Here is a 16,100-nt window from a genome sequence, read left to right on the forward strand (position 1 = left end):
GGCCGCCTCGGCCGGCCCGCCACGCCGGTTCGGGCTACCGGTTCGACACCGAAAAATGATCAAATATATCTATGATCACCCCCACTCCCCTCATGCAGTTGGTGACCGGCTACTGGGCGTTCAAGACTCTCGCCGCCGCGGTCGACCTCGATCTGTTCGGTCGGCTCGCCGGCGGGCGGGTGGTGACCCGGCCGGAGGCCGAGAAGGAGTTCGGTCTCCCCGAGCGGCCGGCGGATCTGCTGCTCGCCGCCTGTGCCTCACTCGGCCTGCTGGAGCGGGCCGGCGAGGGCTACCGCAACACCGCCCTGGCCGAGGAGTTCCTCGTGCCGGGCCGTCCGCACTACTTCGGCGGCCAGGTGCGTTACTGCGACGAGCGCACCTACCTGCCCTGGCACCGGATCGGTGAGGCGCTGCGTACCGACCGGCCGCTGACCTGGGACCCGGACACCCAGGAGTCGATGTTCACCACCGCCGACCCGGTCATGCTCGCGTTGTTCTGGGAGGCGATGTACTCGACCTCCAGCTTCACCGCCCGCGCCCTCGGCGAGGCGTACGACTTCGGCGCGCACCGCCGGCTGCTGGACGTCGGCGGCGGGGCGGGGGCCTTCCCGATCGAGCTGTGCCGGCTCTACCCCGAACTGCGGGCGACCGTCTTCGACCTGCCGCACGTCGCGACCAAGGCGGAGGAGAAGATCGCCGCCGTCGGGCTCACCGACCGGATCGCCACGGCCAGTGGGAACTTCCTCACCGACCCGGCACTGCCGGCCGGACACGACGTCATCCTGCTCAGCATGATCCTGCACGACTGGGACGAGACGCAGAACCGCGCGATCCTGGCCCGCTGCCACGCCGCGCTCCCCTCCGGCGGGGCGATCGTGATCTCCGAACTGCTGCTCAACGACGAGCGGACCGGCCCACCGGCCGCCGCCCTGATGGGGATGAACATGCTGCTCGAAACGGAGGGCGGGAAGAACTACTCGGCCGCCGAGTACGCCACCTGGCTCGCCGACACCGGCTTCACCGACGTCCGAGCCATCACCTTCGACGCTCCCGGTGCCAACGGCGCCGTCCTGGCCCGCCGTCCCTGACCCCCGGCCCACACCCTTGTTGATCAAGAAGTTTGGGTCGCCGGCAGACGATTTCCAGAACCGAAACCTCTTGATCAGCAGGGCGGCGGCAGGCCGGGACGGGTTCAGCGGAAGGCGCGGATCACCGCGAGGGTGGCATGCACGTCGAACTGGTGGCCGTCGTCGCTGCTCCAGCCGCCGTCGCTGCGCTGGGTTTCGGTCAGCCGGCGGCGGGCGGCAACCATCGTCCACTCCTGCTCGTCCACGCCGACCCGGCGCAGCGTCGCGGCCAGCCAGGCGGCGTCGGTCGGTGACGCCTGCGGAAGCCGTTCGGCGAGCACCGCCTTGATCTGCGCCGACTCGTAGAACATTTGCTGGCGGTGCAGGACCGCCGCGCTCAGCCAGCCGGTGGCCAGGAAGGACGGCCAGCTGCCGTCCGGGCGCAGCTGGGCGGCGAGCGCCTGGCCGGCCGAGTGCACCACGCCCGCGTACGCCCCGCCGACCCGGTGGTCGAGCGGCCCGGCGGCCCGGGCGTCCAGGCCGGCCACGGTGAGCCAGAAGGCGGCGTTGGCGGTCAGGAAGAGGCGTGCCTCCGGATCGCCCGGCCGGGCCCACTCGGGCGCGGTGTCGGCGAGCGCCGCATCCTCCTCCCAGCAGCCGTCGCGCTGTTGCGCGGCGGCGAGCCAGTCCAGCGCCCGGCGGGCGGCCGGCCGGCCCAGCGCGCCGAGATCGTCCAGCTCGCCGAGGCGGAAGCAGGTCGCGTCGACCGAGGCGACCTCCGCACCCCAGGTCGCCGGCCAGCCGCCGCCGAGGGTCTGGCCGACCTCGGCGATGTCGAGCGCCTCCTCGGGCGGTGGCGTGCCGGTACGCAACCACGACAGACGGGCACGCTCCACCGCGTCCCCGTGAGCCACCACGAACCCGATCGCGGCGTCGATGTCGACCACGGCGGACACGCTACCGGCGCGAACGTGATCCCGCCTCGGAGAATCGGGCAGCCGAAACCGTCCCGACGGCAGGGCCGAGCAAGGCGTTGGGGCAGGTGTTAATAGGGGACCCCTCCTCTACCGGAGGCGTTAAGAAGGGGCCCTTCCTTACGTCAGTATGCGGGGAGGGAGGGGTCGATCTGCTTGATCCAGGAGAGCACGCCGCCCTGGACGTGGACGGCGTCGCGGAAGCCGGCCGCCTTCAACGCGGCGAGCGCCTCGGCGGAGCGGACCCCGGACTTGCAGTGCAGCACGATCTGCCGGTCCTGCGGCAGCTTGGACAGCGCCTCGCCGGAGAGGATCTCGCCCTTGGGGATCAGGGTCGCGCCGGGGATGCGGACGATCTCGTACTCGGCCGGCTCCCGCACGTCGACCAGGAAGATGTCCTTGCCGGCGTCCTGCCACTCCTTCAGCTCGGCCGCGGTGATGGTCGCGTCGACGACCGCCTCCTGGGCCTCGACCGAGACCGCGCCGCAGAAGTCCTCGTAGTCCTCCAGCAGGTCGGTGAGGGTCGGGTTCTCCCCGCAGAGCACGCAATCCGGGTCCTTACGGACCTTGATCTTGCGGTAGCTCATCTCCAGGGCGTCGTAGACCATCAGCCGGCCGACCAGCGGCTCACCGATGCCGGCGAGCAGCTTGATCGCCTCGTTGACCTGGATCGAACCGATCGACGCGCAGAGCACGCCGAGCACGCCACCCTCGGCGCAGGACGGGACCATGCCGGGCGGCGGCGGCTCCGGGTAGAGGCAGCGGTAGCAGGGGCCGTGCTCGGCCCAGAAGACCGACGCCTGGCCGTCGAAGCGGTAGATCGACCCCCAGACGTACGGCTTGCCGAGCAGCACCGCCGCGTCGTTGACCATGTAACGGGTGGCGAAGTTGTCCGTACCGTCGACGATCAGGTCGTACTGGGCGAAGATCTCGCGGACGTTCTCCCGGTCCAGCGCGGTGTTGTGGATCTCGACGTTGACCAGCGGGTTGATCTCGCGGATGCTCGCCGCGGCCGACTCGGCCTTGGAGCGGCCGACGTCGGAGACGCCATGGATGATCTGGCGCTGGAGGTTGGACTCGTCGACGGTGTCGAAGTCGATGATGCCGAGGGTGCCGACCCCGGCGGCGGCCAGGTACATCAGGGCGGGAGAACCGAGGCCACCGGCACCGACACAGAGCACCCGGGCGTTCTTCAGCCGCTTCTGCCCGGTGACCCCGACGTCCGGGATGATCAGGTGGCGCGAGTAGCGGCGGATCTCGTCAACGGTCAGCTCGGCGGCGGGTTCGACGAGCGGGGGCAACGACACGGTGGACTCCCCGGGGATCGATGTGGTGGACAACCGGGCCATTGTCGCTCGCCAACGCGCCCATCGACCATGAGCAGCGACACGTCGCCCGGCATGCGGGAGCGGGAATAGCCGGCCGCACGCCGAGCGCCGGTCAGGGCGGGTGGCGGCCTGGGCGGCGGCGGCCTGGGGTGCCGTGAAGCTCACCGCCGTTCAGTGCGGCGGTCTGGGCGGGTAGGCCGGCGGCGGACGGACGGCAGGCGGCGGGCGGCGGGCGGGCTCAGGGGATGAGGTCGCCGGCGTACCGGTGGCCGTCGAGGAATGGCCAGGCGTTCGGCAAGCAGCCGGCCAGGCCGTACGTCTGCTGCTGCATGACCGGCGCCGGCCGGCCCGGCGCGGGGCACGCCTCGTGCCCCGCGCCGAACTCGTGCCCGACCTCGTGGTTGATCACGTACGCCCGGTAGACCGCCAACGGCGCCCCGTAGTCCGGCACCGCCTCCAGCCAGCGCGCCAGGTTGATGATCACCTTTCCGGGCAGCCGGCAGGAGGTGTAGCCCTCCGTGCTCAGGCCCCCCTCGGCGCACATCGCCTCGGAGGTGACCGGGGTGGCCAAATAGACGGTGAAGTCCGCGTCGGCCACCTCGTTGATCCGTTGGACCCGCAGCTCACCGGAACCGATCCAACTGCGCGGATCGGCGAGCACCGCGTCGACGTCGGCCGCGAAGCCGTCCGGATCCTGGCCGGTGCCCTGCTCGACGGCCACCCGGTAACGGGCGATCGGCCCGTCCAGGCCGCGCACCGGGGATTCCTCACCGGCCAGCGCGAAGCTGCCGGCGCCGACCCTCGGGTACGCGCTGGGCCGGGCCTGCTCGTCCGCCCCCGCCCCGTACGCGATGCGGTTGCGGCCCGCCGGCTCCGGGTTGGCCCGGTCGCCGGGTCGGGCCAGCGACACGGTGGCGGTGGCCGAGAGTGCCAGCACCAGCCCGAGGGTCACGGCGAGCCGCCGTCGCCGTCGCCGCGCCGCCGGCCGAAGCCCAGTCGACCGATCCCGCCCCGCCAGCCTCGGCGGCCGATCCGGCCCCGCCGGGCGATCCGACCCGATCGGCCCCGGCGGGCGCTCTGGCACGGCCGGCCTCGCCCGCCGATCCGGCCCTACCGGACGATCCGGCCCTTCAGAGGGGCGATAGCGGGGTGAACGTGACATGGAACCATCGTCGCAGCCAATCGGTCATATACCCGCATTACGGCTACGGCCGCGCCGAGCCAGGCCGCGCCCTGCCAGGTCAGGTCAGGTCAGGCCGAGCAGCACCCTGCCGAGCCGAGCCGCGCCGAGCCCTGCCGGGCCGGGCCGGGCTGACAGTCAGAGTGGCGGACCGGCATAGCGCCGGCCGTCGAGGTACGGCCAGGGATTCGCCACGCACCCCTTCAGGAACAGCGTCTGCTGCATCATCACCGGGGCCGGCTCACCCGGCCCCGGGCAGCGCTCGTGCCGATGGCCCAACTGGTGCCCGACCTCGTGGTTGATCACGTATGTGCGGTAGACCGACAGCGGCACGCCGGCCTCGACGAAGTGCGGCACCGACAGCCGCCACCGGTCCAGATTGATGATCACCTTTCCCGGAGTCCGGCAGGAGGTGTAGGGCCGCCCGCCGACCCGGATGTCGACACCACCGGCGGCACAGAGTTGGCGCGCCGTCCCGGCGGTGACCAGGTAGACGGTGAAGTCGTACCGGGAGGTGGAGGCCACCTGCCGCAGTCGCAGCCGCCCGCTGTCCACCCAACTTCCCGGGCCGGCCAACGCGGTCCGCACGGCCAGCCCGAAATCGCCCGCGTCCACACCGGAGCCGGACTCCACCGCCACCCGGTAACGCCGCACCTCACCGGCCGTGCCGAGCACCGGGCCCGCCCGGTCGTCGTAGCCGTAACGGCCCTTTCCGGTCGCCGGAACCGGCCCCGGCTCCTGTAGCACCGGGGCCTCGGGCGGCAGGGCCTCGGGCGACGGGGCCTCGGGCGACGGGGTCACCGTGGTCGGCGCGGAGAACGGGGTCGCCGCGGGCGGCGGACCCACCAGCGTCGGGGAGGGCGCCGGGGCCACCTCGGCGCCGGCCGAACCCCTGAGTCCACCGGCGCCGCCGGCGACCAGCGCCACCGCAGCGCCCACCGCGGCCACCAGCACGACCGCCTTGACGACAGCCCCCGAGCGGCGCGGTCGGCGGTGCCCGCCGGTATGGCCCTCGGTGGCCGGTGCCGGAACAGCCGAGCGGACGTGCCGGCCGCCGCGGCGCTGGCTACGGGGACTGCGCATTCGGCTTATCCTGCCAGGTCAGCGCGGCGAACGGAGTCCCCCGTCTCGGTGAGCAGGCCGACCACGGCGCGGGCCACCAGGCGTGGCACCTCCAGTTGCGCCACGTGACCGACCCCGTCGAGCATCAGCAGCCGGCTGTCCGGGATCACCCGGGCGGTCTGCGGCGCCACGCGTACGTCGACCATCCGGTCCTGCCGGCCGCCGACGACCAGCGCGGGTGCCCGTACCGAGCGGGCCATCCGCCACAGCGAGCCGGACCCCGGCAGGTACGCCCGTACGAAGCTGGAGACCAGCCCGCGGAACGTCCGAACGTAGGCCGATGCGTAGTGCGCCGCCTCGTAGCGCACCCGGATCTCCTCCAGCGCCTCCTGCCGGCGCTGGTCGCAGATCCGGCTGAGGTCGGCCACACACGCCTCCATCACCTCCTGGGCCATCACCTCCGGCGACGTCTGGGCCAGCCGCCAGGCGGCCAGGCGTTCGCCGCGGGGGATCGCCAGCAGCGGCAGCATCCGACCCTGCAACGACCGGCGGAAGTCGAGGAACGGCAGGGCCGGCGAGACCAGGGTCAGCGTACGGACCAGGTCCGGCCGGAGGGCGGCCACCCGCACCGAGATCGCCCCACCGAGCGAGTTGCCGAAGAGGTGCACCGGGCCCCGACCGGAGTACTCGATCCAGCGGACCACCCGCTGCGCGAAGGCCGGCACGGTGTAGCGCTGACCCGGCTCGCTGCGTCCAAAGCCCGGCAGGTCGATCGCCTGGCCGTCGAGCCGGTCGGCGAGCAGCCCGGCCAGGTCGGTCCAGTTCTGCGACGAGCCGCCCAGCCCGTGCACGTACAGGGCCGGTTCCGCGTCCGGTCCGGTGGCCGGCGTCTCCCGAACGTAGGTGACCGTCCCGTCGAGGCGTACCTCGTGGCCCGGCCAGGGCGGCGGGACCGAGTGGGCGGGCAGCAGCCGGTCAGGCCAGAGGGTGGCAGGCTTCACCGTTCCAGTCTGCCCGGCCGGCTCAGGCGAGCAGTGCCTCCAGCCGCCGGTTCACCGCGGCCAGCGAGGCCCGCACCACCGCCTGCCGGGGGTCGCCGGCCACCAACGCCGAACCGGCGAGTTGCTCGACCCACCCGTCGCAGACCAGCAACACCACGACGGTGGCCACCTCGCAGTTGCCGAACGGCACCACGGCGGCGTGCTCCACGAAGCAGCGGCCCCGGTCGGCGGTGGTGCTGGCGCCGGCCAGCAACTCGTCGACCGCCGCCGCGGCGGCGACCGCGCAGAGCCGCAGCACGTACCCGTCCACGGCGGGACCGGTGGCGTAGCCGGCCGCGCTCTGCTCGCCGGCGATCAGCCGGACCTCGACGGTGGCGTCGAGCCCGAAGGTGCTCACCTGGACGTGGTCGAGCACGACGCGGGGACCGGGCGCACCGTCGGTGTTGATCGGCCGGGACGGAGCGGACTCCGTGGTGGTCAGCTGGCCACCGGAGTAGGAGGCGCCGAGCGTCGCCGGGCTGCCCGGCGGCCCGGTTTCCTCCACGGTGGCCCGGCCGCGATGCGGTACGGGTGCCGGGCGGCGCCGCCGTAAGGTGTCCGGCGCCGGTTCGGCCCGTGCCGTGCCGGCCTCCGCCCTGGCCCCCGCGGGGCGGGTGCCGGGACGGCGGGGCTCGGCGGACGGGCGGGACTCGTCGGCGTCGCCGCCCCGGGCCTCGGCGAGCCGGCGACGCACCAGTGCGGCGGGCAGCGCCGGCACACCGTGCGGCGCGGCGGCCAGCCCCATCCGCTCCTGGAGCAGGCGGGCGACCTGCCGGCTCACCTCGGCCGGGTCGGCGCCGTCGGCAAGATCGAGCCGCAGGCTGTGGGCGCCGGCCGGGGTACGGCGCAGGGCCGCGTCGCGTACGCCGTCGACCCCTCGGACGGCGTCGAGGATCGCGTTGACGTCGAAGCCCTCCGGCCGTTCGCGCAATGGCGCCGGCTCGTCGTCGCGACGGAGATGGGTGGCGATCCGGGCGAGTTCCGGAGTTTCGGCGGGTGGCTCCACGGCTGGCGGCTCCGGCACGACGGGCACGTCCGGCTCGGCGGGGACGCGCTGCGGCAACACCGCCGACGTGCTGTCCGGCGACCGGTCGCCGGCCGGCTCCGCCGGTTCGGGCGCGGATCGGCGTGCCGCGTAGGGGGCTGCGCTCGTCGGGGCGGGCGCGGTGGGGATGCGCTCACGGTAGCCGGGCACAGCGCCGGCCGGCCCGGTCAGCGGATCGCTCGCGGCCGGCGCCGTGCTCGGGCCGGGCGGGGCCGGAGCCGGCGCGGGCGGGCCGGGCGTCGGCTCGCTGGGGACCGGCCGGAGCCGGAACGGTCGATGGGCCGGCACGTCGGACGCCCCGGCCTGGGCGACCGGCGACGCCGGACCGGATTCGGGCAACGCCTCCCGCCCGGCCACCGAGCCACCGGCGGGCGGGGCAGCGGCCGGCGACGTGGCAGGGGGCGGGGCAGCGGCCGGTGGCGGGACAACGGGCGGCGCGCTGGCCGGGGACGGCGGCGGGTAGGGCGGGCCGCTGGCCGGGGGCGGAGTGAAGGGCGGCGCGCTGGCCGGGGGTGCGCTGGCCGGGCGGAGCGCCCAGGGCAGGCGCTCGTCGGCTGGCGGCTGGCTGGCGGCCCGGGAGCCCCAGGGCACCCCCTCCTCGGTCCGCGCGCCCCACGGCAGACCCTCGTCGCCCGGAGCCCCGCTCACCGGGCGCGATGCCCAGGCCGGGCGCTCGTCGGCCGGCGGCCCGCTGGCCGACCGGGCGGCCCAGGATGGGCGCTCCTCACCCGACGGCGCGCTGGTCGGCCCGGCCGCCCACGACGGGTGGTCGACCGGACCGGGTTCGACCGGCGGATCGTACGCCGGACCGGGGCGGTTCTCCGGCGGCGTCGCATCGTACGGACGGGGGCGCTCGGCGCGCACCGGCTCGTAGGGGCGGGTCGGCTCGGCGCGCACCGGCTCGTACGGCCGGTTGGGCTCGCTGGCCCAGCCGGGGGCGGTATCTCGCGCGCCTCGCGCGACCGACGGCCGGCCGGCTCGCCCTCGCCCCGGGCCCAGGACGGGGCCCAGTCGCTGGCCGGGCCGGAGCGGGCCCAGTTTGGCCGGTCGGCCTCGGTCGGTGGTGGCTCGGCCCGCGGCTGACCCGTCATCGGGTCGGGGCCGGACGCCGGCGGACGGGGGCCGACGGACGGTCGGTGGCCGCCGGAGCCGCGCTGCGGTCGCTGGCGGGCGGCGCGGGCCGAGGCTCGGGTGTCGGTTCCGGCGGGAACCCTTCGTCCCACCCGTACGGCTGGCCGTTCACCGGCTCCTCCCCGGGCCGCTCCGCACCGGGCGCGTGCAGGCCGGGCGGCATCTCGAAGCCGGAGGCGGCGGTGCCGACCGGCGGCACCTGCATCGCCGGCGGCGCGGAGGCCGGCAGGCCGGTGACCGGCGTCACAGGCTGTTCACCGGCCGGGGCGGGGCGGGGCGCCGGCACAACGAGCCGTTCGTTGCCGGTGTCGTGGTGGCCCGGCTCGCGCAGCCCGGGTGGGGCACTCACCGGGGCGTGTCGGCCGGCCGCCGGGTCGTCCGCGGGCTGAACGCCGTTGGCATGTTGAACGCCGTTGGCATGTTGAACGCCGTTGGCGTGGTGCACACCGTTGACGTGGTGGCCGTTGGCGCGTGCTGGTTGCTCGGGCTCCGCCGGCACACCGGCCGGCGCGGGCAGGTCGGCGTAGCGTGGGGAAGCGGTGGCCCAGCCGGAGGGCGGCTCGGGCCGACGCCAGGCCGGCACGGCGTCGCGGGAGTCCTCCGCACCCCAGGACCAGTCGGCCGCCGACGGGGCCCACCCGTTGCCGGAACGGGCCAGGTCATCCCATTGACCCGTACCGTCGCCGTGCTCTCCCGGGGTGGCGGCACCGGGTTGTCCTGTTTCACTCACCGCGCGCTCCTTGGTCGCCCCCGCTGAGGCTACCGTGTGGCGACAGTGGCGATAAGTTACAGCGGCGGGCCAATTCCGCGAGGGGCCGAGGGGTCCCGACCGGTTCGGGTGAAATGCCGGCCCGTACGACGAACTCGGAGGTTCCCATGACCGCTGTGGGGAACGGTGCCCAAACCGCCGGCCGGCCCACCCGCCTGCCCCGTTCGGCGCGCCGCAAGCAGCTTCTTGCCGCAGCTCAGGAGGTGTTCGTCGCGCAGGGTTACCACGCTGCGGCCATGGACGACATCGCCGAGCGGGCCGGGGTCTCCAAGCCCGTGCTGTACCAGCACTTCCCCGGCAAGATGGAGCTCTACCTCGCGCTGCTCGACACGCACTGTGACGCGATCGTCGCCAAGGTACGTGACGCCATGGCGAGCACCGCCGACAACAAGGAACGGGTCAGCGCCTCGGTACGGGCGTACTTCGACTTCGTCGACCACGAGAGCGAAGCCTTCCGCCTGGTCTTCGAGTCGGACCTGCGCAACGAACCGGCCGTACGGCAGCGCGTGGAGCGGGTCGAGCAGGGCTGCATCGCGGCGATCACCGACACCATCATCTCCGACACCGGGGTCAGCCGGGCGCACGCCGAACTGCTCGCCTCCGGCCTGGTGGGCGCCGCCGAGACGGCCGCGCAGTTCTGGCTGGCCGGCGGACGCCCGGTGCCCAAGGCCGAGGCCGAGGCGCTGGTCGCCGCGCTGTCCTGGCGGGGCATCGCCAGCTTCCCGCTGCAGGGTGAGTCAGCCTGAACTTCGGCCTCGCGATCGGATAGCCTTCGCACGGCGGCCATTTCGCCAGACGGAGGAGGCACAGTGGAGGTCAAGATCGGCGTGCAGTACGCGCCGCGCGAGCTGGTCCTGGAGAGCGCGCAGTCGCCGGCCGAGATCGAGCAGATTGTGACCGACGCCGTCGCCAGGGGCGAGGGCACCCTTTCCCTGACCGACGAGAAGGGCCGGCGGATCATCGTGCCGGTCGGCAAGGTCGCCTACGTCGAGATCGCCGAGGCGTCTCCCCGAGCGGTCGGTTTCACCGTCCGCTGACGGTCCGGTTTGTTGGGGCCGGCGGCGGCCAGCCGTGCGGTATGCGCGGCGGCCAGCCGCCGGAACAATCCCGCCACACCCACCACCTGCTCGCCCTGAATGATCAGGGTGGTGAGCGCCCCGCCGTCGGCGGCGGCCACCCATCCGGCCCGGGACAGGGCCTCACGGCACCGGCGTCGAGCCCACACCGACGGCAGGCCGGCCTCCTTCAGATTCGCCGGGATGGCGGCTTCGGACCCGCCGAGATGGCGAGCCGGATCTCGGCGGTGCCCATTTCACTCAGCGCCGCCCGACGACAAGCGTGCCAAAACCCCACTCTCAGAGTGAGCTAGGTCACATGGAAACGCGCCCGGCGATGCTTGCCCCCATGGAATCGGGACGACGTTTGGCCCGTTCAGGTAACATGGAGGAGTTGCCGTAGGTGCCGATCCCGGCCGGAGTCGCATCCGACCCCGGTCGAAGTCCGACCCGCGGCGCGCGTGCGGCCCGGTCCGCTCGGCTTTCTGCCGCCGACCGTGTGGCCCGCGCCATACCGAACGCGCCCTGAGGACATGATGGGGCGCACCCACGAGAGGGCACCCCCAAATCCACATGAGTGAGCCGATTCAAGACCTCACAGATGGCCAGGAACTGGCCCCGACCGCCCCGGTCCGACCGGAGGCACCGACCTTCGCCGAGCTCGGCGCGCGCGCCGAGACCGTCGACGCGCTGGCCGCGGCCGGCATCACCCGCGCCTTCGCCATCCAGGAGTACGCGCTCCCGATCGCGCTGCGTGGCGCCGACCTGATCGGGCAGGCCCCGACGGGCACCGGCAAGACGCTCGGCTTCGGCGTACCGCTGCTGGAGCGGGTCTTCGCACCCGGCGAGGGCGGCGACGGGCTGCCTCAGGCCCTGGTCGTCGTACCCACCCGTGAGCTGGGCATCCAGGTCGCCAAGGACATTGCCGCCGCCGGCCGCACCCGTGGCGTGCGCGTGCTGCCGATCTACGGCGGCGTGGCGTACGAGCCGCAGATCGAGGCGCTACGCAAGGGCGTGGAGATCCTCGTCGGCACCCCGGGCCGGCTGCTGGACCTCGCCAAGCAGAAGCACCTGCGCCTGCACGGCGTACGCGCGCTGGTGCTGGACGAGGCCGACCGCATGCTCGACCTGGGCTTCCTGGACGATGTCGAACGGATCCTGGCGATGCTGCCGGAGGAGCGGCAGACCATGCTGTTCTCCGCGACCATGCCGGACCCGATCGTGACGTTGTCCCGGCGGTTCCTCCGCCACCCGGTCACGATCCACGCCGGGCACACCGCCGAGACGGGTCCGTCGCCGCAGACCGAGCAACTGGTCTACCGTACCCACTCGATGAACAAGATCGAGATTGTGGCCCGGATCCTCCAGGCCGAGAACCGCGGCCTGACCATGATCTTCACGCGTACCAAGCGGGCCGCCGACCGGGTCGCCGAGGACCTGGACTTCCGCGGCTTCGCGGTCGCGGCGGTACACGGCGACCTCGGCCAGGGCGCCCGCGAGCGGGCCCTGCGGGCGTTCCGGGCCGGAAAGATCGACACCCTGGTCGCCACGGACGTCGCCGCCCGAGGCATCGACGTCAGTGGCGTCACCCACGTGATCAACTATGACTGCCCGGAAGACCAGGACACCTACACCCACCGGATCGGCCGCACCGGCCGGGCCGGAGCGAGCGGCGTCGCGGTGACCTTCGTCGACTGGGACGACATGCCCCGTTGGCGGATCATCGACAAGACGCTCGGGCTGGACATGCCCGAGCCGCCGGAGACGTACCACACCTCCGCGCACCTCTACACCGACCTGCACATCTCGACGGAGGTGACCGGCACCCTGCCGACGGCCGAGCGCACCCGCGCCGGCCTGGCTGCCGAGGTCGAGGAGGACCTGGGCGGCGGCCGTTTCCGCCGGGGCGGCGAGCCCCGCGGATCCCGTCGCCGGGGCCGCAACGAAGGCGGCCGCAGTGAAGGCGGTCGCGGTGAGGGTGGACGTGGTGAGGGCGGTCGCGGACGTGGTGACGGTGGTCGCGGCCAGGGCGGCGACGCCGCGCCGGACGCTGCCGGAGCCGCCACCGACGGCGAAGGTGCCCGTACCTCACGCCGCCGCCGGCGCCGCCGGGCCGGCGAGGTGGTGACCGGCACCGACGGTGCCTCGACCGCCGACGACGGCACGCCCACCGAGGCCGCCGCCACCGGCAGCGAGAGCGCCATGGGTGAAACCGCACCCCGTCCGCGCCGCCGGCGGCGCCGCCGTGGCGCCGGTTCCACCGCCGGTACGCCGGCCGAGGCGACCAACGACTGATCACGCGCCGCCCGGCCGCGTCCGCCCAATGCTCCGCCGGACCAGCTGATCGTGCGCTGCTCGGCCGGCTGGTCACGCTCCGTCCGGCCAACCGCCGAGCGGTGTCCACGACGACGACAGCTCCCGCCGCCCGGTCCGGTGCGGCGGGGAGCTTGTCGCGCCCGGCCGACCCCCGCCCGCTTCGGCGCCAAAGGCGAGAAGACGCGCCCGTGCCGCTGAGCACGCAGAATCGCTGAGCACGCAGGGCCGCTGAGCACGCAGGGCCGCTGGCGAGTCGCGGCACGTTGCTGGCCTTGGCCCAGTGTGGGTACAACAGACCCGGGGGCACGCCAAGAGGCCGGGGCCTCGGTGGAAGGCCGTGCGCCGCGTCACCGTCGCCGAGCCGATGTCGGTGCGGCCGGGCGAGACCTGGAAGATGGAACGATGCCCGAACCGTTGGACTCCGCCCTCGCCGAGGTCCGCTCGATGCTGCTCGGACCCGCGCTGACCAGGGCCGTGGCCGCGGGTCGGCGGCGCGGCCAACGCCCCTCGGTGGTCCGCGCCGAGCTGCGGCCGGTCGCTCTCAAGGCCGGTGCCCGGCTACAGATCGCCACCTCCGACGGCGCCCGCCCCTACACCCGCAACGTGGCACCGGGACCGGAGGCGGACGCGGCGGTCGAGGAGCTGCTGGCCGAGCCGTTCGGCAACTGGCACGTGGAGACCGCCGACCGCACGTTGCAGCTGCGGGTCACCAAGTCGGGCGAGGCGCAGGTGCACCGCACGGCGGCGGCGCGGCCGGCCACCGCGCCGAGCGGGCACGACCGGGCCAAGGAGTACCTCCTCGATCCCGGCGACCCGATCTTCACCGAGATCGGTGGCTCGGCGGCCAAGCGGCGGCAGGTGGACGCGTTCCTGCGGGCGTTGGTGGCCACGCTGCCCACCGAGCCCGCCCGGGAGCTGACCGGCCCGCTGCGCGTGGTCGACCTGGGCTGCGGCAACGCGTACCTGACCTTTGCCGCGTACCGATACCTCTCCCGGCTTGGCCTGGACGTCGAGTTGGTCGGCGTGGACGTACGCGAGGACCAGCGCCGCCGCAACACCGAGCTGGCCGAGCGACTCGGCTGGGCCGAGCGGGTGCGCTTCGTGGCCGGCACCATCGCCGACGCGGTCGTCGAACCGGCCCCCGATCTGGTGCTCGCGCTGCACGCCTGCGACACCGCCACCGACGAGGCGCTGGCCCGGGCGGTGCGCTGGGAGGCCCGCTGGGTGCTCGCCGCGCCGTGCTGCCACCACGACATCGCGGCGCAGTTGCGGGCCCGGCCGGCCCCGGCGCCGTACGAGTTGCTGACCCGGCAGGGCATCCTGCGGGAGCGCTTCGCGGACGTCCTCACCGACGCGCTGCGGGCCGGCCTGCTGCGGCTGCACGGCTACCGGGCCGAGGTGGTCGAGTTCGTCGACTCCGCGCACACCCCGCGCAACCTGCTGATCCGGGCCCGGCGTACAGATTCCGTACCGACCGCCGACCAGCGTACGGAGTATCGGGAGCTGGTCGCCCAGTGGCAGGTCACGCCGCGGCTGGAGATGCTGCTCACGCAGCTGCCGCCGGACCGGTCGCCGAATCCGGTCCCGCCACTGGGACCGGCTGGTCGGTCAGTCAATTGATTCGCACCCCTCCCGTACTACTCTCGAAGAACGCACCGTCGGGTGCCGGTCGGGAGGGAAGACCCACCGGATGGGTTCGGCAGAGGTTTCGCCACAGATGGCGTTCGCGCGCTTCGTGCGCCGGGCTATCGACGAGGCTCGCGAGGAACGCGGGTGGACGGTCACCGACCTGGCCACACACACCGGCGTCGGTCGCTCCACAGTCTTCCGCTGGTTGGCCGGCGACTGGCAGGACTACCCCGAGTTGGCCAAGGTCCGCGGCTTCTGTGCCGCGCTGGATCTACCGGTGGCGGCGGCGTTCCGGGCGCTCGGCCTGCCCGATGCCGGCGCGCCCCCGCGGCGGCGCGGGGACGACAGCCAGGTCGAGTCCGACGTGCGGGTGATCCTGCAACGGCTGGCGGACCCCAGCGTGCCGGTCGAGGAGAAGCACCACATCCGCGACCTGCTGCGCTACCTCGCCCGCCGGCCGATCCGCCGGGCCGGCTGACCCCCCGCCGGGTCTACTCGACGATCACCGTGAACTCGGCGGTCCGCACCTCGCCGCCGGTGGCGAAGTCCAGGTAGAGGCGGTACCGCCCCGGTCCCGGCGTGGTCAGCCAGAACCGGATCGTGCCGTCGATCAACTCCGGCTCCGGGTGCACGTGCAGGTAGCCGAGGTCACCGTCGCGCAACGCGACGAGGTGGCCGTACGCGCCGAGGTAGCGCTCCAGGGTCGGAGCCGCGCCGTCCGGACCGGTGACCCGGAAGGCGAGCGGCACCGTCAACCCGGGTTCCGGCGTGCCCTCGTAGCCGACGGTGAATCCGTCGACGGTGGTCGTGGTCGTCGGGGCGGGCAGCGGGCGCGGGGTGTAGTCGCCGGGGGCGACCAGGTCCACGCCGAGCGTGGTGGCCGTCTGTCGGCCGTCGTCGGCGAGCGCCGTGAAGTCGGCGTACGCCCGCCAGATGCCCGGCTGCGGCAGGGTGAGCGGCACCGACCAGGTGCCGTCCGGCGCCATGGTGGGGTGCAGGTGCTGGTAGCCGGTCAGGTCCCGGCGTACCACGATCACGTGCATCGGCTTGTCGTGCACGACCGCGAAGCGGGTGACCGTCCGGCGCTGCCCGTCGTCGATCCGGAACCGCAGCTCACCGGTGCGGCCGGCGGTGAACCCGGCGGTCAGCGGGGTGAGCGTGTAACCGTCCCGGCTGACCGCCAGACCACCGGCGTCGGCCGCCGCGGCCTGGTCCGCGCCGTGCGAGTGTGCCCCGACGCCGGGAGCGTGGCTGTGGTCGGCCAGCGCGCTCTCCGCCCCGCCCACCGCGGCCCCGCCGCCGTTCAGCCGGCCGAGCCCGAACCCGAGCAGCACGGCCAGCACCAGCCCGCCGACCACCAGGGCCAGCCGCAGCGTGGCCCGGTCCGGCACCGCGGAAACCGCAGCGGGGTCGCTGCCCGCCGCCGGCCGCTCGGCGACCCGCACCGACCCGAGCGCGGGCGCGGCGGGTTCCTGGTCAGCCATGCACCCACCGTAACCGCCCT

At 74.0% G+C, this 16,100-nt stretch carries 13 protein-coding genes and 1 pseudogene; 6 read left to right on the forward strand and 8 right to left on the reverse strand.

The annotated features are described in order from the left end of the window. Positions 1–71 precede the first annotated feature (71 nt). Positions 72–1,088 (forward strand): methyltransferase, encoded by a 1,017-nt coding sequence (locus ACQPYA_RS27820; protein ID WP_433529979.1) that lies wholly within the window; start codon positions 72–74, stop codon positions 1,086–1,088. A 104-nt stretch (positions 1,089–1,192) separates the two neighbouring features. Here the strand turns inward: ACQPYA_RS27820 and ACQPYA_RS27825 are convergent, their stop codons facing one another. The 7 genes and pseudogenes from ACQPYA_RS27825 to ACQPYA_RS27855 all read right to left on the reverse strand — a co-directional run bounded on the left by ACQPYA_RS27825 (position 1,193) and on the right by ACQPYA_RS27855 (position 9,557). Beyond that, positions 1,193–2,086: a prenyltransferase/squalene oxidase repeat-containing protein gene (locus tag ACQPYA_RS27825; protein WP_433533653.1), complete on the reverse strand. Its 894-nt coding sequence runs from the start codon at positions 2,084–2,086 to the stop codon at positions 1,193–1,195. 80 nt (positions 2,087–2,166) lie between these two features. Beyond that, positions 2,167–3,419: pseudogene (moeZ, locus tag ACQPYA_RS27830) on the reverse strand (adenylyltransferase/sulfurtransferase MoeZ). A gap of 188 nt (positions 3,420–3,607) precedes the next feature. Then, positions 3,608–4,306 (reverse strand): DUF3152 domain-containing protein, encoded by a 699-nt coding sequence (locus ACQPYA_RS27835; RefSeq protein ID WP_433529980.1) that lies wholly within the window; start codon positions 4,304–4,306, stop codon positions 3,608–3,610. 381 nt (positions 4,307–4,687) lie between these two features. After that, positions 4,688–5,632 (reverse strand): DUF3152 domain-containing protein, encoded by a 945-nt coding sequence (locus ACQPYA_RS27840; protein WP_433529981.1) that lies wholly within the window; start codon positions 5,630–5,632, stop codon positions 4,688–4,690. Between the two features lie 5 nt (positions 5,633–5,637). Then, a complete protein-coding gene (locus tag ACQPYA_RS27845; protein WP_433529982.1) occupies positions 5,638–6,612 on the reverse strand; it encodes an alpha/beta fold hydrolase in 975 nt (324 codons plus the stop codon). Between the two features lie 22 nt (positions 6,613–6,634). Continuing rightward, positions 6,635–8,593, reverse strand: coding sequence for a hypothetical protein (locus ACQPYA_RS27850; protein WP_433529983.1), 1,959 nt, complete (start codon positions 8,591–8,593; stop codon positions 6,635–6,637). 190 nt (positions 8,594–8,783) lie between these two features. After that, positions 8,784–9,557: a hypothetical protein gene (locus ACQPYA_RS27855; RefSeq protein WP_433529984.1), complete on the reverse strand. Its 774-nt coding sequence runs from the start codon at positions 9,555–9,557 to the stop codon at positions 8,784–8,786. Between the two features lie 146 nt (positions 9,558–9,703). On the opposite strand from ACQPYA_RS27855, the gene ACQPYA_RS27860 reads away from it, so the two are divergent. The 5 genes from ACQPYA_RS27860 to ACQPYA_RS27880 all read left to right on the forward strand — a co-directional run bounded on the left by ACQPYA_RS27860 (position 9,704) and on the right by ACQPYA_RS27880 (position 15,074). Continuing rightward, on the forward strand, positions 9,704–10,342 hold the full coding sequence (locus ACQPYA_RS27860; protein WP_433529985.1) for a TetR/AcrR family transcriptional regulator: 639 nt from the start codon (positions 9,704–9,706) through the stop codon (positions 10,340–10,342). Between the two features lie 63 nt (positions 10,343–10,405). Further along, the gene (locus tag ACQPYA_RS27865) at positions 10,406–10,633 is read left to right on the forward strand and encodes a DUF3107 domain-containing protein (RefSeq protein WP_137776560.1); all 228 of its coding nucleotides are present in this window, start codon (positions 10,406–10,408) and stop codon (positions 10,631–10,633) included. Positions 10,634–11,224: 591 nt separating this feature from the next. Continuing rightward, positions 11,225–12,946, forward strand: a complete 1,722-nt coding sequence (locus ACQPYA_RS27870; RefSeq protein WP_433529986.1) for a DEAD/DEAH box helicase — start codon at positions 11,225–11,227, stop codon at positions 12,944–12,946. A 423-nt stretch (positions 12,947–13,369) separates the two neighbouring features. Continuing rightward, entirely contained in the window at positions 13,370–14,587 is a 1,218-nt protein-coding gene (locus ACQPYA_RS27875) for a class I SAM-dependent methyltransferase (protein ID WP_433529987.1), read from the forward strand. A 70-nt stretch (positions 14,588–14,657) separates the two neighbouring features. After that, positions 14,658–15,074, forward strand: a complete 417-nt coding sequence (locus tag ACQPYA_RS27880; protein ID WP_433529988.1) for a helix-turn-helix domain-containing protein — start codon at positions 14,658–14,660, stop codon at positions 15,072–15,074. 13 nt (positions 15,075–15,087) lie between these two features. Here the strand turns inward: ACQPYA_RS27880 and ACQPYA_RS27885 are convergent, their stop codons facing one another. Continuing rightward, positions 15,088–16,080, reverse strand: a complete 993-nt coding sequence (locus ACQPYA_RS27885; protein WP_433529989.1) for a hypothetical protein — start codon at positions 16,078–16,080, stop codon at positions 15,088–15,090. Positions 16,081–16,100 lie beyond the last annotated feature (20 nt).

The sequence above is a fragment of the Micromonospora sp. CA-263727 genome, assembly GCF_050942455.1.
Lineage (GTDB): Bacteria > Actinomycetota > Actinomycetes > Mycobacteriales > Micromonosporaceae > Micromonospora.